The organism is Pedobacter punctiformis, assembly GCF_027213715.1.
Lineage (GTDB): Bacteria > Bacteroidota > Bacteroidia > Sphingobacteriales > Sphingobacteriaceae > Pedobacter > Pedobacter punctiformis.
The window spans coordinates 344500-367387 of the sequence record NZ_JAPWGM010000005.1; the positions used below are offsets into that span (position 1 = coordinate 344500).

25 protein-coding genes are annotated in these 22888 nt (G+C 36.4%); 19 read left to right on the forward strand and 6 right to left on the reverse strand.

Going from position 1 to position 22888, the window contains the following annotated elements; translation table 11 throughout:
- The first annotated feature begins 112 nt into the window (after positions 1-112).
- On the forward strand, positions 113-1525 hold the full coding sequence (gene rlmD, locus O0955_RS15450) for a 23S rRNA (uracil(1939)-C(5))-methyltransferase RlmD (RefSeq protein ID WP_269428461.1): 1413 nt from the start codon (positions 113-115) through the stop codon (positions 1523-1525).
- A gap of 15 nt (positions 1526-1540) precedes the next feature.
- On the forward strand, positions 1541-1948 hold the full coding sequence (locus tag O0955_RS15455; protein ID WP_269428462.1) for a hypothetical protein: 408 nt from the start codon (positions 1541-1543) through the stop codon (positions 1946-1948).
- A gap of 112 nt (positions 1949-2060) precedes the next feature.
- On the opposite strand, the gene O0955_RS15460 is transcribed toward O0955_RS15455, so the two are convergent.
- Entirely contained in the window at positions 2061-2768 is a 708-nt protein-coding gene (locus O0955_RS15460; RefSeq protein WP_269428463.1) for a head GIN domain-containing protein, read from the reverse strand.
- Positions 2769-2957: 189 nt separating this feature from the next.
- Here O0955_RS15460 and O0955_RS15465 point away from each other — a divergent pair, with 189 nt between their 5' ends.
- The 9 genes from O0955_RS15465 (at position 2958) to O0955_RS15505 (ending at position 9780) form a co-directional block, all read left to right on the forward strand.
- Positions 2958-3467, forward strand: a complete 510-nt coding sequence (locus tag O0955_RS15465) for a phosphoribosyltransferase family protein (RefSeq protein WP_269428464.1) — start codon at positions 2958-2960, stop codon at positions 3465-3467.
- 102 nt (positions 3468-3569) lie between these two features.
- Entirely contained in the window at positions 3570-4193 is a 624-nt protein-coding gene (locus O0955_RS15470; protein WP_269428465.1) for a 1-acyl-sn-glycerol-3-phosphate acyltransferase, read from the forward strand.
- Positions 4190-5287, forward strand: coding sequence for a glycosyltransferase (locus O0955_RS15475; RefSeq protein WP_269428466.1), 1098 nt, complete (start codon positions 4190-4192; stop codon positions 5285-5287). Before O0955_RS15470 ends, O0955_RS15475 begins: the two co-directional genes overlap by 4 nt.
- A complete protein-coding gene (locus tag O0955_RS15480; protein ID WP_269428467.1) occupies positions 5257-5931 on the forward strand; it encodes a carotenoid biosynthesis protein in 675 nt (224 codons plus the stop codon). Before O0955_RS15475 ends, O0955_RS15480 begins: the two co-directional genes overlap by 31 nt.
- A gap of 12 nt (positions 5932-5943) precedes the next feature.
- The gene (locus tag O0955_RS15485) at positions 5944-6792 is read left to right on the forward strand and encodes a 4-hydroxy-3-methylbut-2-enyl diphosphate reductase (protein ID WP_269428468.1); all 849 of its coding nucleotides are present in this window, start codon (positions 5944-5946) and stop codon (positions 6790-6792) included.
- Between the two features lie 54 nt (positions 6793-6846).
- Entirely contained in the window at positions 6847-7521 is a 675-nt protein-coding gene (locus tag O0955_RS15490; RefSeq protein ID WP_269428469.1) for a fatty acid desaturase, read from the forward strand.
- A 126-nt stretch (positions 7522-7647) separates the two neighbouring features.
- Entirely contained in the window at positions 7648-8658 is a 1011-nt protein-coding gene (gene hemH / locus O0955_RS15495) for a ferrochelatase (protein WP_269428470.1), read from the forward strand.
- A 1-nt stretch (position 8659) separates the two neighbouring features.
- Complete coding sequence (locus O0955_RS15500) at positions 8660-9175, forward strand: gluconokinase (protein WP_269428471.1); 516 nt, start codon at positions 8660-8662, stop codon at positions 9173-9175.
- Positions 9172-9780, forward strand: coding sequence for an HAD family hydrolase (locus tag O0955_RS15505; protein ID WP_269428472.1), 609 nt, complete (start codon positions 9172-9174; stop codon positions 9778-9780). Before O0955_RS15500 ends, O0955_RS15505 begins: the two co-directional genes overlap by 4 nt.
- A 66-nt stretch (positions 9781-9846) precedes the next feature.
- Here O0955_RS15505 and O0955_RS15510 read toward each other — a convergent pair whose 3' ends face one another.
- Positions 9847-11082: a 3-deoxy-D-manno-octulosonic acid transferase gene (locus O0955_RS15510; protein WP_269428473.1), complete on the reverse strand. Its 1236-nt coding sequence runs from the start codon at positions 11080-11082 to the stop codon at positions 9847-9849.
- Positions 11083-11145: 63 nt separating this feature from the next.
- Here O0955_RS15510 and O0955_RS15515 point away from each other — a divergent pair, with 63 nt between their 5' ends.
- From O0955_RS15515 to O0955_RS15535, 5 genes are read left to right on the forward strand one after another with little or no spacing between them, the layout of a single operon-like run.
- Positions 11146-12456 carry a UDP-glucose dehydrogenase family protein gene (locus O0955_RS15515; RefSeq protein ID WP_269428474.1) on the forward strand — a complete coding sequence of 437 codons (1311 nt, stop codon included), beginning with the start codon at positions 11146-11148 and terminating at the stop codon, positions 12454-12456.
- Between the two features lies 1 nt (position 12457).
- Positions 12458-13447 carry a UDP-glucuronic acid decarboxylase family protein gene (locus tag O0955_RS15520; protein ID WP_269428475.1) on the forward strand — a complete coding sequence of 330 codons (990 nt, stop codon included), beginning with the start codon at positions 12458-12460 and terminating at the stop codon, positions 13445-13447.
- A 1-nt stretch (position 13448) separates the two neighbouring features.
- Positions 13449-14471 carry a UDP-glucose 4-epimerase GalE gene (gene galE, locus O0955_RS15525; protein WP_269428476.1) on the forward strand — a complete coding sequence of 341 codons (1023 nt, stop codon included), beginning with the start codon at positions 13449-13451 and terminating at the stop codon, positions 14469-14471.
- Complete coding sequence (locus O0955_RS15530) at positions 14472-15026, forward strand: hypothetical protein (RefSeq protein WP_269428477.1); 555 nt, start codon at positions 14472-14474, stop codon at positions 15024-15026. It abuts the gene before it with no gap.
- A 24-nt stretch (positions 15027-15050) separates the two neighbouring features.
- A complete protein-coding gene (locus O0955_RS15535) occupies positions 15051-15788 on the forward strand; it encodes a tyrosine-protein phosphatase (protein WP_269428478.1) in 738 nt (245 codons plus the stop codon).
- Between the two features lie 13 nt (positions 15789-15801).
- Here O0955_RS15535 and O0955_RS15540 read toward each other — a convergent pair whose 3' ends face one another.
- Positions 15802-17034: an ABC transporter permease gene (locus tag O0955_RS15540; protein ID WP_269428479.1), complete on the reverse strand. Its 1233-nt coding sequence runs from the start codon at positions 17032-17034 to the stop codon at positions 15802-15804.
- A 155-nt stretch (positions 17035-17189) separates the two neighbouring features.
- A complete protein-coding gene (locus tag O0955_RS15545; RefSeq protein WP_269428480.1) occupies positions 17190-17543 on the reverse strand; it encodes a HesB/IscA family protein in 354 nt (117 codons plus the stop codon).
- A gap of 92 nt (positions 17544-17635) precedes the next feature.
- On the opposite strand from O0955_RS15545, the gene O0955_RS15550 reads away from it, so the two are divergent.
- The 3 genes from O0955_RS15550 to dnaA all read left to right on the forward strand — a co-directional run bounded on the left by O0955_RS15550 (position 17636) and on the right by dnaA (position 21688).
- Positions 17636-18166, forward strand: a complete 531-nt coding sequence (locus O0955_RS15550) for a DUF7935 family protein (RefSeq protein ID WP_269428481.1) — start codon at positions 17636-17638, stop codon at positions 18164-18166.
- A gap of 74 nt (positions 18167-18240) precedes the next feature.
- Positions 18241-19788, forward strand: a complete 1548-nt coding sequence (locus tag O0955_RS15555; RefSeq protein ID WP_269428482.1) for an acyl-CoA mutase large subunit family protein — start codon at positions 18241-18243, stop codon at positions 19786-19788.
- A gap of 469 nt (positions 19789-20257) precedes the next feature.
- Positions 20258-21688 (forward strand): chromosomal replication initiator protein DnaA, encoded by a 1431-nt coding sequence (gene dnaA, locus O0955_RS15560; RefSeq protein ID WP_269428483.1) that lies wholly within the window; start codon positions 20258-20260, stop codon positions 21686-21688.
- 90 nt (positions 21689-21778) lie between these two features.
- Here dnaA and O0955_RS15565 read toward each other — a convergent pair whose 3' ends face one another.
- Entirely contained in the window at positions 21779-22324 is a 546-nt protein-coding gene (locus O0955_RS15565; RefSeq protein WP_269428484.1) for an NUDIX hydrolase, read from the reverse strand.
- A 127-nt stretch (positions 22325-22451) separates the two neighbouring features.
- The gene (locus tag O0955_RS15570; RefSeq protein ID WP_269428485.1) at positions 22452-22853 is read right to left on the reverse strand and encodes a hypothetical protein; all 402 of its coding nucleotides are present in this window, start codon (positions 22851-22853) and stop codon (positions 22452-22454) included.
- Positions 22854-22888 lie beyond the last annotated feature (35 nt).

The window sequence follows — 22888 nt, forward strand, 5'->3', positions numbered from 1 at the left end:
TATTGCCTAATATTTCGTTATTTTATTCTTAAAATCCTTCTTTATTTGTATTCATTCTGACCTTAGTTTTCTACTTTAGTCTTTCAGGTTTTCCCCTTATCTTTGCAAAATAATGAGCAGAAGAAAACCCGGTACAGTAACTATAATTCCCAATGTACATATTATTGATATTGCAGAAGAAGGAAAAGGTGTAGGCAAAGCTGATGAGCTAGTCATTTTTGTTGATAAAGCCGTTCCCGGCGATGTTGTTGATGTAAGGTTAACTAAAAAGAAAAAAAACTTCGCAGAAGCCGTAATTGAGCAACTGCACGAAAAATCTGCATTAAGAACCGATCCGTTCTGTCCCCATTTTGGAACTTGTGGTGGTTGCAAATGGCAACACATGGGTTACGATTCCCAATTAAAATTTAAACAAAAAAATGTTGAGGCTGCTTTACAACGCCTTGGTAAAATAGATACTTCATCTGCCGAGCCTATTCTGGGTTCTGTAAAAAACAGGTATTACCGTAATAAACTGGAGTTTACTTTTTCTAACAAACGCTGGTTAGAGAAAACGGATATCGAGCGTGATGAAGATTTTGATATGAATGCCCTTGGTTTTCATGTGCCATTACGTTTTGATAAAATTTTAGATATCGAACATTGTTATTTACAAGATGATCCGTCGAACCAGATTCGTAACGCTGTTCGTAAATATGCAACAGAAAACCAATTGTCGTTTTACGATTTACGCAACCATGAAGGTGCTTTACGTAACCTGATTATCCGTACGTCAACAACAGGAGAGGTAATGGTGGCGGTTATATTTGCTTATCCCGAGCAGGAGCAAGTAGATGGGTTGATGAGCTTCTTAAAATCAGCGTTTCCTCAAATTACTTCGTTGTTGTATATTATTAATCAGAAGAAGAACGATACTATTTTTGATCAGGAAGTCATTACTTTTTCCGGAAGAGATCATATTTTCGAAGAAATGGATGGTATCCGCTTTAAAATCGGAGTGAAATCTTTTTATCAAACGAATTCAGAACAAGCTTTTGAATTGTACAAAATTACCAGAGAATTTGCCGGTTTTAAAGGCAATGAATTGGTTTATGATTTGTACACCGGCGCCGGAACAATTGCGAATTTTGTTGCTAAAAATGTAAAGCAGGTTGTTGGTGTTGAATATGTGCCAACAGCAATAGAAGATGCTAAATTTAACTCCGCATTAAACGGAATTGAGAATACGATTTTCTATGCAGGCGATATGAAGGATATTTTAACTTCAGCCTTTATTGCTGAACATGGTAAACCTGATGTGGTAATTACTGATCCGCCGAGAGCAGGCATGCATGCAGATGTTGTACAGCGATTGCTGGAAATGGAAGCCGAAAAAATTGTTTATGTAAGTTGTAATGCCGCTACACAAGCTCGGGATTTAGAATTGCTTAGTTTAAAATATAATGTTGAGCGGATTAAACCGGTGGATATGTTTCCGCATACTCAACACGTAGAAAATGTAGTTTTATTGAGATTAAAGGCTTAAGATTTTAACTTAGATATGGATAGAGAAGAATTATTAGGCGCAACGCCGGAAGATGGTGGGACAGAAAAACAGAAAAGTCCGTTATTAAGCTTAGAAAAAGATTTAGAATTTTATTCTGAATCTATTAAAGAAGTAGCAATAGAAATTATGGTTGAAGGCATATCTGCTCACCCAATTTTTATAGCACACCAGCACCAGGTTAATATTGGCGAGATCATTTTAAATAGAGAAGAATTAAATACCGATTGGACCATACAAGCCTCAACTTTGGAAGAGTTTGTTGAAAAGGGAATTATTAATAAAGACAGGAAAGAATCTTTTTTGAAGACTTACAAAAAACCTGAAAGCTTTATGTGTCTTTTTGTAGTTGTACCAGAAGGAGCCAACTTTGTTTATTATCCTTATAAGCAAGGACGAGGGTAGGTAAATAGTTGAAGGGAATTTTATAGGTATTGTTGTTGTTCTTTAGCTTAAGAAATTGAAACGCTGCGTTGCATCCACAAACGCAGCGGAATCATTAACTAAACCTATTTTATTAATTGACTCTTTTAACCTCACCACTTTTAGATGATGATGTTTTTTTAAGAGAAGCATTGCCTTTAAAATAAACATCGGCACCGCCGCTTGCTCCGGCCTCTAAGCCTTTATTTACTGAAATGTTTACATCTGAACCTCCTGAGGCTGATACTTTTGCATATTCTGCTGCAAATTCGTAAGCATCAATATCACTGCCGCCACTGGCTTGTATACTTAAATTTTCTGCTTTACCTTTTAAGTCCACATCGCTGCCACCACTGCTTTGAAGCGATAAATCATTACAAACCAGATTCAGTTTTACATCTGAACCACCTGAAGATCTGACCGCCAGTTTATCAACTTTCATCTGATTTTCAGTAAAAACATCTGATCCGCCTGAAGCTGTAAGCGCATTTAAGGTTTTGTAATGAACATAAGCCTTAATTACTTGATTTTTAAATAAACCACTCCAGTTAATTCCATCCTTTATTTTTATAGTTAAGTTGCCTCCATTTTGTTCAACAACTATATTTTTTAATAACTCAGCATCAGCTTTGATGTTCAGACTTTCTGAACCGCCCTGGGTTAAGTAAAGATCTATGCCACTGCTAACTGTAATGCTGTTAAAACTTTTTACTGAAACATTTTTATTGTCTTGCGCTTTAGCGTAATAGCCGCTAACAGCGATTAAAAATAGGATGACGGATGATTTAAACATTTTTTTCATAAGAATATATTTAGTGTTATAGAGATCCTTTGGACATTTTTGTGCCCTTAAGATTTCCATGATTTTGATTAAAGGTTACTGATTAGACGCAAACAGGTGCGAAACGTTGCAGATATTGTAAATTATTTTTGAAATAGTTTGACTTTCACCCTTAAAATCGTTCTTTTTGTATTCAATCCGCTTTATAAAATGGCTACATCGCAATTACTGATTCTTAATAAAAAACAAATTCAGCAAAAAATTAATCGCATTGCTTATCAAATTCTGGAAGATAACCTGAATGAAAAGGAAATCGTACTTGCAGGTATTTGGGACAGGGGTTATAAATTGGCTTTAAGACTTGAAAAGGTGCTAAAAAAAATAGCGGGTTTTAAAATCGTCTTGTTAAGAATTGATTTGGAGCGGGAGAGCAGTAAGCTGATTGCTAAAACGGATCTGGACGAAAGCCACTGGAAAAATAAAGTCATTATTTTAGTTGATGATGTGTTGAATAGTGGTAAAACGCTGGCCTATGGATTAGGTGTTTTCTTAAATACCCCTCATAAAAAAATCCGCACGGTGGTTTTAGTGGATAGAAGTCATAAAATTTTCCCAATCGCAACAGATTTTGTCGGTTTAGAACTGGCTACGGTTTTAAAAGAACATGTAGATGTGGTTATGGATGTAGAAGGGGAGGAAGATCGCGTTTATTTAAGCTAAGCATTCTATTTACTGCTCATTCTTTATGGATAGTAACCGGGCGAAAATGTATAATTTAGCCTGAAGTTTGCAATTAAGCCTATTTTTTTGCAATTTCCCTGCATGTATCTCCCCAAGAAAAATACAATCATCTTTAACTTTTTTTCATGGTACATTAAATACATCATAAAAAAAGATTTTTCTGCTTTTAATTTTGATCATCTAGCGCTAAAAAATGAAAATTCGATTTTACTGCTGGCGAATCATTTTAGCTGGTGGGATGGTTTTTTTATCTTCTATATCAATAAAAAGCTCTTTAAAAAACAATTTCATGTGTTGGTTAATGCCGATAATTACAATAAAGTAGGGTTTTTAAAATATCTTGGCGCTTTTGCACCCGAAACGAAGGGGAAAGATGTTTTAGAAACATTGAATTATGCAGGTAAGCTTTTAGACGACCCTGACAATCTGGTGCTGGTATTTCCACAGGGAAAACTCTATTCTAATCACCTTAAAAGTATTGGTTTTGAAAAAGGGGTGATGCAGATGATTAATGCCAGCCAAAAAAGAATCAATGTTGTTTTTTCTGCCACGTTTATAGATTACTTCGCCAAACGTAAACCCACTGCACATACTTATTTGCAACATTGGGAAAACGAAGAATACATTAGCTTGCAATTACTTAAAAGCGCTTACAATAAACATTATGATTACTCGGCTGTTAAACAAACACAAATTACCGAATGACCATTTTTATTCAAGTTGTCCTTATTTTTTTAGTAATCCGGTTTTCTGTAACCGTTTTCAATTTTATTTCCAACCCGAAGTTGCCCCGGGTAATTAAGCATTTTCAAGACCGGGTTTCTATTCTCATTCCAGCAAGAGACGAAGAAGAAAATATCATACTGTTGCTACAATCCATAAAAGACCAGGATTATACCAATTATGAAGTAATCGTTTTAGATGATCATTCAACGGATAATACATTTTCGGTAGTGCATGCCTTTTGTGAGGAAAATTCACAATTCAGTATTATAAAAGGTGAAGAACTACCCAAAGGCTGGTTAGGGAAAAACTACGCCTGTCACCAGTTAAGTGAGGCTGCAACCGGCAAGTATTTTCTATTTGTAGATGCAGATGAACTGATTAAAATCGGACTGATTAACAGCTTAATTTATAGAATGGAACTGGGGCAGCTGAGTTTGCTGAGCTTGTTTACCAATCAGCAAATGTTTTCATTTGGTGAGAAGCTAACGGTTCCATTAATGCACTTTATCCTTTTAAACCTCCTGCCGTTAAGATTAGTCAAATTATCTAAGAATCCGGCTTTTTCTGCTGCCAGCGGACAATGTATGTTTTTCAACGCAGCAAATTATCAGGAAAATAAATGGCACAGTTTAGTCAGGGCACAGGTTGTAGAGGATGTGGAACTCATGAAACTGCTAAAACAGGAAAAATATAAAACAGAGGCTTTGCTGGCTAATGGCATGATTTACTGTAGGATGTATAAAAACCTGGGCGAATGTTTAAATGGTTTTAGTAAAAATTTACTTGCAGGTTTTGGTAATAACGTCTTAATCTTATTACTTTACCAGCTTTTGGTTATTATAGGTCCGCTGGTTTTAGTGCTAAATTTTAACATTGCGTTACTTATACTACCGATAACTTTAATTGTTTTAAGCAGGTTAATGATCTCTTATTTGTCAGGGCAAAATGTGTTTATTAATATTGTTTTGCATCCGGTACAAATGTTATTTTTTTTAATTATTTCTATTATTTCTATAAAAAAACACATTTTTAAAACAGGCACATGGAAGGGCAGAACGATCAGACCGATTTAAAATTTAAAAAAGCAGCTGTTGCTGTAATTATCATTTTTCATTTGGTTGGTTTGTTGGGTTTTTTAATTCCTGCAGCGCAGCCATATTTTATAAAAATAGTTCCTTTTCACCTGTTGTTAATGTTTGCTGTAATTTTACTGTCTTATAATGCAAATGTTAAACGACTTGCTTTATTTGTGAGCGGTGTTTTTTTATGTGGTTTTTTAGTTGAAGTATTGGGCGTTCACACCGGTAAAATTTTCGGTAGCTATTATTATGGAACCACACTGGGTTATAAAATTGCTGCAGTACCACTCCTGATGGGGGTAAACTGGGTGATCCTTATTTTCAGTGTTGGCCAGATGATGAAGAGTTTTAAAATCAGAAACAGCATCGTTGCGTCACTTTTGGGCGGGCTGGCTTTAATTACATTAGATTTCTTCCTCGAACCGGTTGCTATGAAATTTGATTACTGGCATTGGGATTACCACGAAATTCCAGGACAAAATTATGTAGCCTGGTTCATCGTTTCCGTTATCTTGCTTAAATTTTATTACGCATTGGATTTAAAACAACAAAAATACATCGGTACAACTATGTTTATTGCTCAACTTGTATTTTTTGTTGTCTTATACATGACAACGGGATCAAATATTTTTGCTTAATTTTGCATTATAATGAGCAATAACTTACAAGTCACCATAGATAAATCATCAGGCTTCTGTTTTGGCGTAGTTTACGCAATAGAAATGGCTGAAGATATTTTAGATAGCGAAGGTTATTTATATTGTCTTGGTGATATTGTTCATAACGATGAAGAAGTTGAAAGGCTAACCGACCGTGGGTTGAAGATTATTGATCATGAGGTTTTAAAAACGCTGAAAAACGAGAAAGTCTTAATCCGGGCGCATGGCGAAGCCCCTTCCACTTATCAACTGGCTTTAGAAAATAACCTTACCCTTATCGATGCCTCTTGTCCGGTGGTTTTAAAGCTGCAAAACAGAATTAAAAACTCTCACGATGATAACGAGCAAATTCTGATCTTTGGAAAGCATGGGCATGCCGAAGTAATCGGTTTACAAGGACAAACGGATGGCAAAGCAATCGTTTTTCAGGATTTAGCGGAACTGGATCACATAGAATTACCTTCTAAATTTACTTTGTACAGTCAGACAACCAAAAGCACAGATAAATTTTATCACATTAAGGATGAATTATTAGGGCGTGGTTATGAAGTAAAGGCAAACGATACCATTTGCAGACAAGTGAGTAACCGTTACGAAGAATTGGAAAATTTTGTAAGTCATTATGATAAGATCGTATTTGTGTCGGGTAAAAAGTCATCCAACGGAAAAGTACTTTATGATGTTTGTAAAAAATACAATGATCACTCATATTTCGTTTCGAATGTAGAAGAGCTGGAGCAAAGTTGGTTTAATGCAAATGATAAGGTTGGCATTTGTGGTGCAACATCTACCCCAATGTGGCTGATGGAAAAAGTTAAAGCAGCAATAGAAACGTTTTAATCAAATCCTTTTTTGTTTCCTGCTGTTTAAAATAATAAAAGAATAAAACAGCCATTGAAAGATCCAAATAAATTTACCGGATTAATTGTTGCGCTAACAGTTATCGCCTGTTGGTTTACTTCACTGTGTCTTCTTTTAAACTGGCATTTTAACTGGACAAACCCTTTGGTTTATCTTACGGTACTGATACAAATGCATTTATACACCGGTTTGTTTATTACAGCTCATGATGCTATGCATGGCACAATTTCAACAAACAAAACCGTTAATAACTCTGTAGGTTATCTATCGGTATTTCTGTTTGCGGGCTTTTTCTATTCGCAATTGTACACTAAACATCATAAACACCACCGCCATGTGCATACAGCAGATGACCCAGATTATGCGGAACATGGTTTTTGGAAATGGTATTTCAGTTTTATGTGGAATTATGTAACCATTATTCAACTGGTTATTATGGCAGTTGCCTATAATGTTTTAAAAGTTTGGGTAGCTGAACAAAATCTTTTGCTTTTCTGGGTTTTGCCGTCTCTGCTAAGCACTTTCCAGCTGTTTTATTTTGGTACTTATCTGCCTCACAAAGGAGAGCATGACAATGAATATCAGTCTTCAACGCTGCGCAAGAATCATTTTTTTGCATTTATAAGCTGTTATTTTTTTGGGTATCATTTAGAACATCATCAAAAACCAGGTACGCCGTGGTGGCAGTTGTATAAAAGTAAAGGTTAGCACACTCTACACTTTGAAATAAAACCTGATTTTAATTTGACTTAAAAATGTCTGCCATCACCTTTTTTGGATAGGTATAAAAAAATAAAAAAGCGATATTTGCGCAACAAATCATATTCTTATTAAATGAGCAAAAAGGGAATTCTACTCGTTAATTTAGGCACTCCTGATAGTCCGGCAGTTTCTGATGTAAAAAAATATTTAGATCAGTTTTTAATGGACGAACGTGTAATCGATATACCAAAATTAAACAGAACCTTATTGGTAAAGGGAATTATAGTTCCTTTTCGCAGCCCTAAAACGGCAAAATTGTACAAGGAAATCTGGAATGAGAAAGGTTCGCCGCTTTTGTATTTTAGTAAACTGCAGGCTGGTATGCTACAGGAAAGATTGGGTGATGATTACCAGGTAGAACTGGCAATGCGTTATCAAAGTCCTTCGGTTGAATCTGCTTTGGCAAATTTAAAGGCCGGTTTGGTCGAAAGCATTCAGGTTATACCACTATTCCCTCAATATGCCTCGGCCAGTACAGGTTCGGTTATACAATTGGTTATGGAATTAATCAGTAAATGGCCAACTGTTCCGCCGGTTTCTTTTGTCAATTCCTTCCATAATAATGAACTGATGATTAAAGTTTTTGCCGAAAATGCAAGAAAACATCAACCTGAAACGTATGATCATGTTCTTTTTAGTTTCCACGGCTTGCCCGAACGTCAGCTATTAAAATGTGATCATACCGGAAGCTATTGTTTGAAAAGTGCGGATTGTTGTCAAACTTTAAACGATACCAACAAGTTTTGTTACTCAGCTCAAGGCCACGATACGGCAAGATTAATTGCCCGGGAATTAAACATTTCTAAAGAAAATTATACCGTTTGTTTCCAGTCGCGTTTGGGTAAAGAGCCCTGGGTACAACCTTACACAACTGATATTTTAAAGAAATTGGCCGCTGAAGGCAAAAAGCGTTTATTGGTTTTTAGTCCGGCTTTTGTTGCCGATTGTTTAGAAACGCTTTACGAAATTACAGTAGAATATCACGAAGAATTTAAGGCTTTAGGCGGTGAACATGTACAACTGGTAGAAAGCCTGAACGATAGCCCGGTATTTATTGAGGCCTTAGCGGAGATGGTAAATTAATATGACGAAGCGCTGCATCATTTTAATGGGCGTATCTGGCAGTGGGAAAACCGTTATCGGACAACAAATTGCAGAGAAATTGGATGCTAGATTTGTAGATGCAGATGATTTTCACCCTTCGGCAAATATTATAAAAATGAGTTCCGGCATTCCCCTGACTGATGCAGACCGGATTCCCTGGTTAAACGACTTGGGTAAAATTGCCTCAACCCATTTACAGGAAAATCAAATGCTTGTGATGGCTTGTTCTGCTTTAAAAAGATCTTACCGGGATATTTTAAGAGCAGAAATTTCAGGCGAAACTATGTTTATCTATTTAAAATCCAGTTTTGAAGAAATTGCGGAACGTTTGCAAAAACGTGTGGGTCACTTTATGCCTAAAGGTCTTTTAGAGAGTCAATTTGAAGCGTTGGATGAACCGCTATTTACAGAAAAAAATCTCATTACAATCGATGCTTCACCCGCGGTAGATGAGGTAACAAACAATTGTATTGACGCTATAAATAATACATTTTGAAAACAGAATTAGAGAAACTCGCAATTTTAAATCAGTTAACTTCAGGCGGTTACGAAGCCTTTTTATACGATTGTGATGGTACACTTGCCGATAATATGACTGCACATAAACTTTCATACAAAAACGTTGCTTCCAGATACCAGATTGATTTAGATACTGCCATTATTGATGAACTTGCCGGTTGGCCAACTATTTTAGTCAGTCAGGAAATTAGTCGTCGTTACGGGGTGGCACTTCCCGATACTTTTTCGCATGAAAAATCTATTGAGTTTTTCGAAAATTTTATTTTAGAAACAAAACCTATAGAATTTGTTGCCGAACATTTAAAAAAGCATGTGGGTAAGGTTCGTATTGGGGTAGTTTCGGGAGGGAGTAGAAAAACCGTAGAAAAAACTTTAACTGTGTTGGGCTTATTGCCTTTTATAGAAGTATTGGTATGTTCAGGTGAAACGGAGAAGGGAAAGCCATTTGCTGACCCGTTTTTAGCTGCAGCCGAATTGTTGGGTGTTGACCCGGCAAAATGTATGGTTTTCGAAGATGGAGAACCCGGCGTTCAGGCGGCTATTGCTGCAGGTATGGATTGGGTTAGAGTAGACCAGATTTAGGTTTTGTATGCTTAGATTACCTGAGTTGTTTTGAAAATCTTAAAGCGAAAGATAGATTTTATAAATTTAACCGTAAATCTTTTTAAGAATCATTTCAGTAGCACCTTTTTGATCTTTTACATATTTCTTCGCAATTGCTGCTGCTTCTGGATTTTCCTTAAAGCTTTCAAAAGCAGAAATCAATTCTTCAACAGAAGAGATACTTTTAGCAGCATTAAGTGTAATTAAATCTTTTGCTTCCTGAAATTTTTGATATTTAGGGCCAAAAATAACAGGTAATCCAAAAGCTGCAGCTTCGAGCGTATTGTGTATACCTGCGCCAAAACCACCGCCAATATAGGCCAGTTTTCCATATTGATATAAGGAAGAAAGCATGCCAATATTATCGATAATTAAAACCTGAGCATTGCTAAATTGTATTCTTGAATTTTCTGTCTGCAATTGAGCATGCAGTGCTGAAAACCGGGAACTATTTGCTGAAAATAATTGCTCGATACTGTCAATGTGATTCTCATCAATTTCGTGCGGTGCAATAATAAATTTCCAGTCGGGATACTTTTCAGGTAAAACAGATAAAAATTTTTCATCCTCAGGCCAGGTGCTGCCACAAATTAAAACCGGATCACTTCCAATAAATTTCTCTATTTCCGTTAACTGTTTAGGCGATTGAGCATTGTCATAAACCCGGTCGAAACGGGTATCGCCATTAATCGTTACATTATTTAAACCAATTGATTTTAACAAGGTTTCACTTTCTTTATTCTGAACAAAAAAGTGAGTTACGTTTTTGAGGATGTTCCGGTAAAAGCTGCCGTACCATTTAAAAAAAGTCTGTTTTTCTCTGAAAATGCCTGAAATAACATAAAGCGGAATGTTGTTCTTTTTAAGTGCTTTAAAGTAGAAATGCCAAAACTCATACTTGGTAAAAATGGCCATTTCGGGATTAATGCTTTGGATAAACCTTTTTGCATTGCCGGCCGTGTCGAGTGGTAAATAAAAAACATCTGCCAGGGCATAATTTTTTCTGATTTCGTAACCCGATGGAGAAAAAAAGGTAACCACAATTTTCTTTGCTGGAAATCGATCTTTTAACTTTTCTAAAACAGGCCTGCCTTGCTCAAATTCTCCAAGGGAGGCAAAATGAAACCAAATGTGTTTATCGGCAGGATTAATTTTTTGAGCAATCTGGTTAAAAATATTTTTACGGCCATTGATAAATAATTTCGCTTTGTGGTTAAAAAGTGAAAATATCCAAATAATGAGGCCATAAAATCTAATTCCTAGTATGTAAAGCAAAAGCATTGAGTGTAATTTCTTATCTTCGTGGCAATATAAAACGAATATATTTAAAAAGCTTAATAATAGATGAAGATAGCCGTAATTGGTACCGGATACGTAGGTTTGGTTACCGGAACTTGTTTAGCCGAAACTGGAAATGATGTTATTTGTGTTGACATAAATGAAGCAAAGGTAAAGCAAATGCAAAATGGTGAAGTACCCATTTACGAACCTGGTTTAGATTTGCTTTTTCATAGAAATATTGAGCAAGGCAGATTGCTTTTTACCACTAATTTGGCTGAAGCGGTAGAGAAATCTCAAATTATATTTATGGCTTTACCAACGCCTCCGGGCGGTGATGGAGCAGCTGATCTTTCGTACATTTTGGGTGCAGCAAAAGATATCTCAAAGCTGATCACGGAATATAAAATAATCATTAATAAATCTACCGTTCCGGTTGGAACTGCAGATAAAGTTAAAGCCGTTTTTGTAGAAAATACCAACATTGAAGTTGATGTCGTTTCTAATCCTGAATTTTTACGTGAAGGTGTAGCTGTTGATGACTTTATGAAACCCGACCGTGTGGTATTGGGTACCAGAAGTGAAAAAGCAATGAAAATAATGGCTGACCTTTACGCACCATATGTGCGCCAGGGAAACCCGGTTTTGTTTATGGATGAACGTTCATCTGAGTTGACAAAATATGCTGCTAATTCTTTTTTAGCAACTAAAATTACCTTTATGAACGAAATTGCCAACCTTTGCGAATTGGTTGGTGCCGATGTTGATGCGGTAAGAAGAGGAATCGGCTCGGATGACCGTATTGGTAAACGCTTTCTTTTTCCGGGTGTTGGTTATGGTGGATCATGTTTTCCAAAAGATGTGCAGGCATTGGTTAAATCATCAGATGCTTATGCTTACGATTTCCAAATTCTGAAATCGGTTATGGAAGTTAATGAAAAACAAAAAACCATCCTGGTTGATAAAGTGTTGAAATATTACAAAAATGACATTAAGGGCAAACATTTTGCGTTATGGGGCTTAGCCTTTAAACCAGAAACTGACGATATCAGAGAAGCGCCTGCTTTATATATTATTGATGCTTTGAAAAAACAAGGTGCTACAGTTACGGTATTTGATCCTGAAGCGATGGAAAATGTAAAGCAAACCATTGGCGATCAGGTTAATTATGCTAAAAACCAATATGAAGCGTTAGAAAATGCAGATGCTTTATTGATTGCAACCGAGTGGTCGGTTTTCCGCAACCCTGATTTTGATAAGATTGAAAGTAAAATTAAAAATAAGGTAGTTTTTGACGGGCGTAATTTGTACGACCTGCAAAAAATGATCGATTTGGGTTATTATTACAACAGTATTGGTAGAAAACTAATTGATTAAGATGAGTCGTAAAAGAATTCTGATAACAGGAGCAGCCGGATTTTTAGGTTCGCACCTTTGCGATCGTTTTATAAAAGAAGATTATCATGTAATTGGTATGGATAACCTGATTACGGGTGATCTGGCTAATATTGAACACCTTTTTAACCTGGAAAATTTCGAGTTTTATAACCACGATGTTTCCAAATTTGTTCATATTCCTGGTAATTTAGATTATATCCTGCATTTTGCCTCACCTGCCAGTCCGATTGATTATTTAAAAATTCCAATCCAAACGTTAAAAGTTGGTTCATTGGGCACACATAATTTACTGGGACTTGCAAGAGCTAAAGGCGCAAGAATGTTAATCGCTTCTACTTCAGAGGTGTATGGCGATCCTAGTGTTAACCCCCAGCCTGAAGAGTATTGGGGAAACGTTAATCCTGTAGGACCACGTGGTGTTTACGATGAAGCAAAACGTTTTCAGGAAGCAATAACAATGGCTTATCATACTTTTCATGGCGTTGAAACGAGGATTGTCCGTATTTTCAATACTTATGGACCAAGAATGCGCCTTAATGATGGCCGGGTTTTACCTGCTTTTATTGGTCAGGCATTAAGAGGAGAAGACCTGACCGTTTTTGGTGATGGCTCTCAAACCCGTTCATTTTGCTACGTAGATGATTTAATTGAAGGGATTTATCGCTTATTGATGTCGGATTATGCACAGCCTGTAAATATTGGCAACCCTGATGAGATTACGATCAAACAGTTTTGTGAAGAAATCATTAAACTAACCGGAACGTCTCAAAAAATTGTTTACAAAGAACTGCCTCAGGATGATCCTAAACAACGCCGTCCGGATATTACAAAAGCAAAAGCGTTATTAGGCTGGGAACCCAAGATTGGCAGAGCAGAAGGACTTAAAATTACATACGAATACTTCAAGTCTTTACCGGCCGAAGCATTACAAAAAATAGAACATAAAGATTTCACAACATTCAATCGTTAAAATGGCTAAAATATTAGTTACCGGGGGTACCGGTTATATTGGTTCTCATACCGTAGTAGAATTACACAATGCAGGATATGAAGTGGTTATTTTGGATAACCTTTCAAACTCAAATATTAAAATTTTAACTCAGCTGCACGAGATTACAGGTAAATGGCACGATTTCCATGAAATTGATTTACAAGATGATAAAGCAGTTCAGGAATTTGCAGAAAATCATACCGATATTAGCGGAATTATTCATTTTGCAGCTTACAAAGCTGTTGGCGAATCGGTAGAGCAGCCTTTAAAATATTATAAAAATAATTTTTACAGCTTAATTAACCTGCTAACCTCTTTTAACAAGAAAATAAATTTCGTTTTTTCTTCTTCATGTACAGTTTATGGTCAACCAGATACTTTACCGGTAACAGAAGCTGCACCTGTTAAAAAAGCAGAGTCGCCATATGGTAATACCAAACAAATTGCCGAAGAAATTCTGGAAGAAACCGCTGCGGTAACTCCGGATTTGAATGTAATTGCCTTGCGTTATTTTAACCCGGTTGGTGCACATGAAACGGCTTTGATTGGTGAATTGCCAAACGGCATTCCGGCTAACCTGGTTCCTTTTATTACGCAATCTGCTATTGGCAAACGCGGACCGATAACTGTTTATGGCGATGATTATGATACCCCGGATGGTTCAGCAATTCGTGATTATATCCATGTTGTTGATTTGGCCAAAGCACACGTTGCTGCAATAAAACGTTTGGAAGAAAATAAAGCAGGTACCAACTACGAAGTATTTAATGTAGGAACGGGTAAAGGAAGTTCTGTTTTAGAAATTATTGCTGCTTTTGAAAAATCAACCGGAACCAAACTGGATTATAAAATCGGACCAAGAAGGGCGGGAGATATTATTCAGATTTTTGGGGATGTAAGAAAATCTAATGAAGAATTGGATTGGAAAGCAAACCTGGACTTGAATGAAATGATGCGTTCGGCCTGGGAATGGGAAAAATATATAAAAGCTAATCCTTTTTAGATGAAGCTGGCGGAGCACAAAGATTTAAAACTGGCGATAACAGATTTACCTGTTAAAGAAAAAGACAAGTTACTGTTGCGTTTGGTTGCTAAAGATAAAGTGCTTACAGAACACCTTCATTATAAGCTACTGGAAGATGAAACCGATCTGGAGGATAGAAAAGAAAAGATAAAAACCGATGTTGCTGAACAGATTTTAGAGTTGAAAAACCTGAACGCTAAAGAAGCACTCGTTAAAGTTCGAAAGATGATTACCACGGTTAATCATTTTTATAAAGTTACAAAAGATGCTGTTGGAGAGGTTGAACTCAAAATCTACATCTTAAATATTATCCCGATAGCGTACAAAGGTAAAATCCTTTCCTATCGGGATTTTATGATTCTGTTTTCTGTTTATTATTTAAAAACGGTTGCTGTAACGTTAAATAAGTTTAAAAAACTACATGAAGATCTGCAATTTGATTTAAGCGGAGAAGTTAACCAATTACTGGATAAAATTTATTCATCCAAATTAGCATCAGCAGCCGAATCATCAAATCTCCCGAAAGAACTCTAAATTTAATGCTTAATTATCCCATTTATGTTCGGATTATTTAAAAAGAAAAAAATAGCACCCGAATTTAATTTTTCTAATATTGGAACTGATATGCACTCGCATATTATTCCGGGTATAGATGATGGTGCCCAAACCATTAACGATTCTTTGCTTTTAGCAAAGAAATTTAAGGAACTTGGCTTTAAAAAGCTAATTGCCACACCTCATATTATGGCCGACTATTTTCGAAATACGCCTGATACCATTAACCGGGGTTTAGATATTTTGAGAAAAGGCTTACAGGAAATTCAACTGGATTTAGAAGTAGATGCTGCAGCGGAGTATTACCTGGATGAAACACTGGAAAGAAAAGTTAAACAGAAAGAGGTGCTTACTTTTGGTAATCATTATGTGCTTTTTGAGCTTTCGTACATAAATGCACCTCAAAATTTAATCGATTTTATAAAAACCATGCAGGACGCTGGTTATAAACCTGTACTTGCCCATCCCGAAAGGTATCCTTATTACTATGCTTCAATAGAAAAGTATCACCAGATCAGGGAAACGGGCTGTTTAATGCAGTTAAATTCTATTGCGCTGACAGGTTATTATGGTTCGGGCGCAAAAAAAGTGGCTATAGAAATGGTTGAAAATCATATGATTGATTTTATAGGAAGTGATATGCACCATTTAAAACACGCTGCGGCTTTAGAAGAAAGTTTAAGCACGGCAGAAATGCAGAAACTTTTAAGTCAGCACCAGTTAAATAATGTTTTGCTTTAAGCTTAAAGTCTTTTTATTCGTATCTTAATGCTTCTACCGGATCTAATTTAGATGCTTTTTTAGCAGGATAGTAACCAGAACCAATACCAACTAAAACACAAAGTAAAAATCCACCAATAATAAATACCCATGGGATTATAAATGCACCACCCATAGCAAGGGATATAATATTACCTAAGAGAATACCCAGAAAAATGCCGAGTGCTCCGCCCATTAAACAAATTACTACGGCTTCTATTAAAAACTGACGGCGGATAACCTGTGGGTTAGCTCCAATCGCTTTTCTAATTCCAATTTCCCGCGTACGCTCGGTAACCGAAACCAGCATAATATTCATTAAACCAATGGAAGCGCCAATTAAAGTTATAATCCCGATGGCTACCCCACCAATGGCTACGAAGGCAAGGTTTTCGAATAAGGTTTGAGCTATAGCATCACTCTTTGTGATCTCAAAATTATTGGTTTCCGTGACTTTTACCTTTCTGATATTTCTGAATAAGGCTGTCGATTCTCCAATAACATTATCCATAATGTCGTTATTAGGAACCATAACGGTAATGGTATAAGAAGGGTTAGCATTGGCATTAATTTGCTTTGCTTTTAATAATGGAACATACACCGCTCTATCGCCACTGAAACCCATACTTGACCCTTTTTTTGCCAAAATCCCGACAATTTTAAATCTGTTGTTCCCAACATTGATCAACTTATCCATCGGGTCGGAATTTTTAAATAGCTTCTCTACTACATCACCACCCACAATACAAACATTTGAGCCCATTTCTACTTCAGACTTGCTGAAATTTCGACCTTCTGAAAGATTTAAACCTTGCGCAGCCAAACCATTTTCGTCAACCCCCTGTACATTAATATTTGGATTGGTTTTTAAACTGCCGTATTTTACTGTAGAACCACCACTGGCAAAAACACTTACGGCAACGGTTGCCGGTGTATTCAGACTGTCTTTAAATCTTACCGCATCTTCATATCTGATTTCTTTAAAAGGCTTAGGGCGTTTACCCGGACCACCAATTCTAATTCCTGTGCCACGGTTTCTGATGGTAAAAGAGTTAGCACCCATGCTGCTAAACGCTTCTGTCATACTTTTCTTAACCGCATCAAGTGTAGTTAAAATACCAACTAAAGCCATTAAACCTATGGCAATAATTAGGGCCGTTAGCATGGTGCGTAAACGATTGCCTTTAATTGATTCTAATGCCAGCCTGATATTTTCTCTGTAATTCATTTGTTGTAAGTAATCAAGTATCCGGGAGTCAAGTAGCAAGATTAGCTTTTAGCCTTAAACCCTATACCTTTGCCTTAAACCTTAATTTGTAAAAATAAAAAAAGTCCCGATGTTTAGACAAGGGGACCGTACTATATGTTACAATAATATTTTGTTTATGCCGAAAAACTTGTGCCACAGCCACAAGTACTGGTTGCATTTGGATTAATAAAGGTAAAACCACGCGAATTTAAACCGTCCTGCCAGTCAATCATCATTCCCATTAAATACATTTGGTGGGCTTTATTCATATATACTTTAATGCCGTCAATGAAAAACTCCTGATCGCCATCTTTTTTCTGATCGAAACCTAAAACATAGTTCATCCCGGCGCAACCGCCACCCTCAACGCCAACACGTAAACCAAAATCTTCTGCAATTTCTTGCTGATCTTTTAATTTATATAACTCTTTTGCTGCGTTTTCAGAAAAACTTACCGGTGCAAATGCTGTATCAACTGTTGTACTCATGTTATTTAAATTTTAACTGATACAAATATAAATAATAATGCACATTTTTGCTTTTATACGGGTGTTAAAATTACCGTAGTTAAACAATACCAATGAATATACAACAGATTGTAACCGATGTAGCCATCTTATTTGCAGGCATCTTTATCGCCCTTATGGCAGTTTATTATATCCTAAAGGCCGATATTCAACGATTTTTTAACCTTAAAACCATTGAAATTAATAAAGAAGCCAGAACCCACCTTTTACCTTTAAGATTACAGGCACACGAAAGACTTATTATTTTTACGGACAGGATTAATCCGGCTAATTTACTGGTGCGCCTGCATCAGCAGGGAATTGGTATTGCCACTTTGCAGGCTGGTATTTTAAACGAAGTAAGATCAGAATATCAGCATAACATTACGCAGCAGTTATATGTAGGCAGTGTAACCTGGAATGTGGTACGAAAACTTAAGGATGATACCATTGCTATGATTAATAATGCGGTACAGGGTTTACCTGCCGATGCCAACGGAATAGAATTAAGCAAGGCCATACTGCAACATATGGCTACGATAGACGAAAACCCGTACGATTTAACCATTGAGTTAATTAAAAGGGATATTCAGCAATTGTTTTAAGGAACAATCATTTAAACCGTTAATCCGTTTCGCAATTTAACAGTTGACGGGTCAATAGCTAACCAAACTTTAATATGAGTGATCACAAACATACAACCACTTCGGGTATAGAAATTAAAGAACTTTATACTTCAGCTAAACCTATGGAGGAAAAACCTGGCGAATTTCCTTTTACACGTGGGATTCAAAAGGATATGTATCGCGGACGCTTGTGGACAATGCGCCAGTATGCCGGATTTTCTACAGCTGAAGAATCTAACAAACGTTACCATTATTTATTGGCGCAGGGTACAACAGGACTTTCGGTTGCATTTGATTTACCTACCCAGATTGGTTATGATTCTGACCATGAAATGGCAGATGGTGAAGTTGGAAAGGTGGGGGTTGCTATTGATTCATTAAAAGATATAGAGATTCTGTTTGACGGCATTGAGCTGAAAAACATCACCACTTCTATGACCATTAATGCTACAGCTTCAATTTTACTGGCGATGTATATTGCACTTGCTAAAAAACAGGGAGCTGATTTAAAGCAGATTTCGGGTACCATTCAGAATGACATATTAAAAGAGTACGCTGCAAGAGGGACTTATATTTATCCGCCAAAGCCTTCAATGCGGTTAATTACTGATATTTTTGAATATTGCAGTAAAGAGGTGCCCAAATGGAACACCATTTCCATTTCAGGCTACCACATCCGAGAAGCGGGCTCAACGGCTGTGCAGGAACTGGCATTTACCTTAGCCAATGGAAAAACCTATTTAAAAGCAGCATTGGATAAAGGATTAGACATTAATGTTTTCGCTAAACGTTTATCGTTCTTTTTTAATTGCCACAATAATTTTTTTGAAGAAATAGCCAAATTCAGGGCAGCCAGAAGGATGTGGGCCAAAATTACAAAAGAACTTGGGGCTACTGATGTAAAAGCGCAAATGTTGCGCTTCCATACCCAGACTGGAGGATCTACCTTAACGGCACAGCAACCTTTAAATAATGTAATCAGGGTAAGCAACCAGGCTATGGCTGCGGTATTGGGTGGTACGCAATCGCTGCATACCAATGGTTATGATGAAGCGCTTTCTTTGCCAACAGAATCAGCAGCAAAAATTGCATTGCGAACACAGCAAATTATAGGTTTTGAAAGTGGTGTAACGGATACCGTTGATCCATTGGCCGGATCTTTTTTTGTAGAGAATCTTACGGATGAAGTAGAAGCTGCTGCCTGGCTTTATATAGATAAAATTGATGCAATGGGTGGATCTGTTAATGCGATAGAAAGTGACTACATGCAAAATGAAATTTCTGGCGCAGCTTATCAATATCAAACAGAAGTGGAAAGCGGGGAAAGGGTTTTAGTTGGGGTAAATAAATTTACACAAGAGGAGGAAGGTATTACTGAAGTTTTTAATATAGATGACTCCATCAGGAAGTTACAAACAGAGAAACTAAATCAGTTAAAAGCCAATCGTAATGCTGCCGAAGTTAAAGAAGCTTTGGGGGCTTTGGCAAAAGCCGCAAGCACAGATGTTAACCTGATGCCTTTAATTATTGATGCGGTAGAAAAGTATGCAACACTGGGTGAAATTGCAGATGTGCTGAGAAGCGTATTTGGGGAATATTAGGTAATTAAATCGTTTTAAATTGAATTTCTACAATTCAATTTCCCCAAATTGCGTAAAATAGGGTCATGATGAGATTGAATAAACTGAATAGAGGTTTTTGTATTAAAATTACAGTTTAAATAATAGCTTTGATATTCAGTGGGTTTGAGTTTTGTGACTGAGAAACTTCAGAAAATAATTTAGTAAAGCAGCTAAGTGGCCTGGAATTTGCTTTTCCGAAATCGGTTTATAACAATAGATCGAAAATTGAGCTGCAGGCTGATATTATGTTGAAAACTGATGTGGAGAAATAGTTATCCACACTAAAAATTCAGGTTGGAGATGATAGCTTGCTGCTTATGAAGATGTTACGAAATATTTGAAATTTTTGTTTAAAATGTTGATAATTTTCTCAATATTCGTAGTCCCGAAACGATCCAATCCGGATGTCCGAATCGGCACTGTAAACCAATAAATTATAGAAATCGCAATGGAAAAAACTTGTACAGAAGTGTGGAAGAACTGTCTTCAAATTATTAAGGATAACATTCCGAACCAAAGTTTCAAAACCTGGTTCGAGCCAATAACAGCCCTTAAATTAGAAGGTAAGGTTTTAACCATTCAGGTACCGAGTTTATTCTTTTACGAATGGCTTGAAGAACACTATGTAGGCTTACTACGTAAAACAGTAAAAAAGCAACTTGGAGAAGACGGCAGATTAGAATATAATATCGTTGTAGATAAGTCATCTAACAGTGGTAATCCTTATACCACTAATATGCCTTCTAACGGAAATGGAGCTGAAGCAAAGACGCAATCTATGCCTATTCCAGTTTCTATTAATAAAGACATTAAAAATCCTTTCATTATTCCGGGATTAAAAAAATTAAACGTAGATCCTCAGTTAAACTCTAATTACACTTTTGATAATTATATAGAAGGAGATTGTAATCGTTTAGCCCGGTCTGCAGGTTATGCCGTAGCAGCAAAACCAGGCGGTACGTCATTTAACCCTTTAATGATTTATGGCGGCGTAGGTTTAGGTAAAACGCACCTTGCACAAGCCATCGGTAATGAAATTAAAGCAACCATGCCTGATAAGCTGGTTATATATGTAAGCTGCGAGAAATTTTGTCAGCAGTTTGTGGATTCCCTGAAAAACAATACCATTAACGATTTCGTTAATTTCTATCAGGCAATGGATGTAATCATTATGGATGATGTACACAACTTTGCAGGAAAAGAAAAAACTCAGGATATTTTCTTCCATATCTTTAATCATTTACACCAATCGGGTAAACAGGTTATTTTAACATCAGATAAAGCGCCAAAAGATTTAGCAGGTTTAGAAGAACGTTTATTAAGCCGTTTTAAATGGGGGCTTTCAGCTGATTTGCAAATTCCTGATTTGGAAACCCGTATTGCAATTTTAAGAAAGAAAATGTATGCCGATGGTATTGAGTTGCCAGGCGAAGTGGTTGAGTATGTAGCGCACAATATTGATAATAACGTACGTGAACTGGAAGGTGCAATGGTTTCACTGCTTGCGCAGGCTACTTTAAACAAAAAAGAAATTGATTTAGGTTTAGCTAAACAAATGTTGAAGAATTTCATCAAGAATACCTCAAAAGAGATTTCGATGGAATACATTCAGAAATTGGTTTGCGAATATTTTGAAGTACCAGTAGATATGGTTAAATCTCAAACCCGTAAACGCGAGATTGTGCAGGCCCGTCAAATTTCTATGTACTTATCAAAAAGTCATACCAAATCATCTCTAAAAACAATTGGAGCTTTCTTTGGCGGTCGCGATCACAGTACGGTAATCTATGCCTGCCAAACGGTTGAAGATTTAATTGATACCGATAAGAAATTCAAAGCTTATGTACACGATATTCAAAAGAAATTAAAAATGAGCTAATATTACTCATTTGACAAAATAAAAAGCCCATGATTTTATTAATCATGGGCTTTTTATTTACTTAACCATCAAGAACTGTTAGGATCGCTATTATTTCTCTAACTCGGCCAGCCCATAGTATAAACCTGCAACATGCAAAGCCTGGGCAATTTTATTATCCTTTAATAACTGTTTAACCTCTTCTACAGTATATTCTTCTACATTTAAAATTTCATGTTCATCTAAATGCTGGTCATGGGTTTTTTCGCCTCCGGTTAAAAAATAGGTAAAGGTTTTATTTGTAGATGTTGCCGGATTAGGATAAAGTTCTGCAATTTGTTTACAGGTTTTAAAACTATATCCTGTTTCTTCCTGTAGTTCACGTTTAATGGCAAACTCTGGTGATTCGTCCCCATCAATTACACCGCCTGGTATTTCCAAAGAAATAATATCTGCCGCATGGCGATATTGTCTAACCAAAATCATTTTACCCTCTTCGGTTAATGCAATTGCATTAACCCAGTTTGGATATTCTAAAACATAATAGTCATCTTTTATAGCGCCGCCCTGCAACTCGCAGGTATCAACCCTTAATGTAGCCCATTTTTCTCTAACTAAATATTTTGAGGCAATTTTACGCCACTTTTCAATTATCATGTATATTCTTAAATTAAGAAACTGTTTAAATTTTAATTAGATTTTTCTACTCATATTGAGTCTGCACAAGGCCTTATGTGAATACTTCAAAGAGCTTAGTAGAACAATCCGAAAAAAACGAACAGTTTTAAATGTTTTCTAAAAAACCTTTGATTTGTTTTTGTCTTGATAAACCTTCAAAAGATTGTGTATGATGTTCCTTTTCAATAAACTGATAAAGTGTCAATAGCTTTTTGGCAATAACCTGAAAGTCGTTTGTATTATCGAAATGATCTATTTGGGTATATAGTAGTTTACTTAATAACTCCAGCTTTTCAGCAGAGAAACTTTTGTCTTTCAAAAAAAACTCAAATTCTTCGTCACTAATCGCTAACAAGCCCGAATAGGGTAGCTCAAATTCATTTTCAAGTGTATCGGCAAACCAAAAATCAGATTCTTCCTTTTTGCCTTCCAGTTTTAAACCAATTATTCTGGCTAAAGCCTGGGCAAGTTTCTGAATTTCAGCAGTAACTAAATCTCTTTTATACATGTTTATTAAACTCTTTTATTACGCGGTTATTTGTC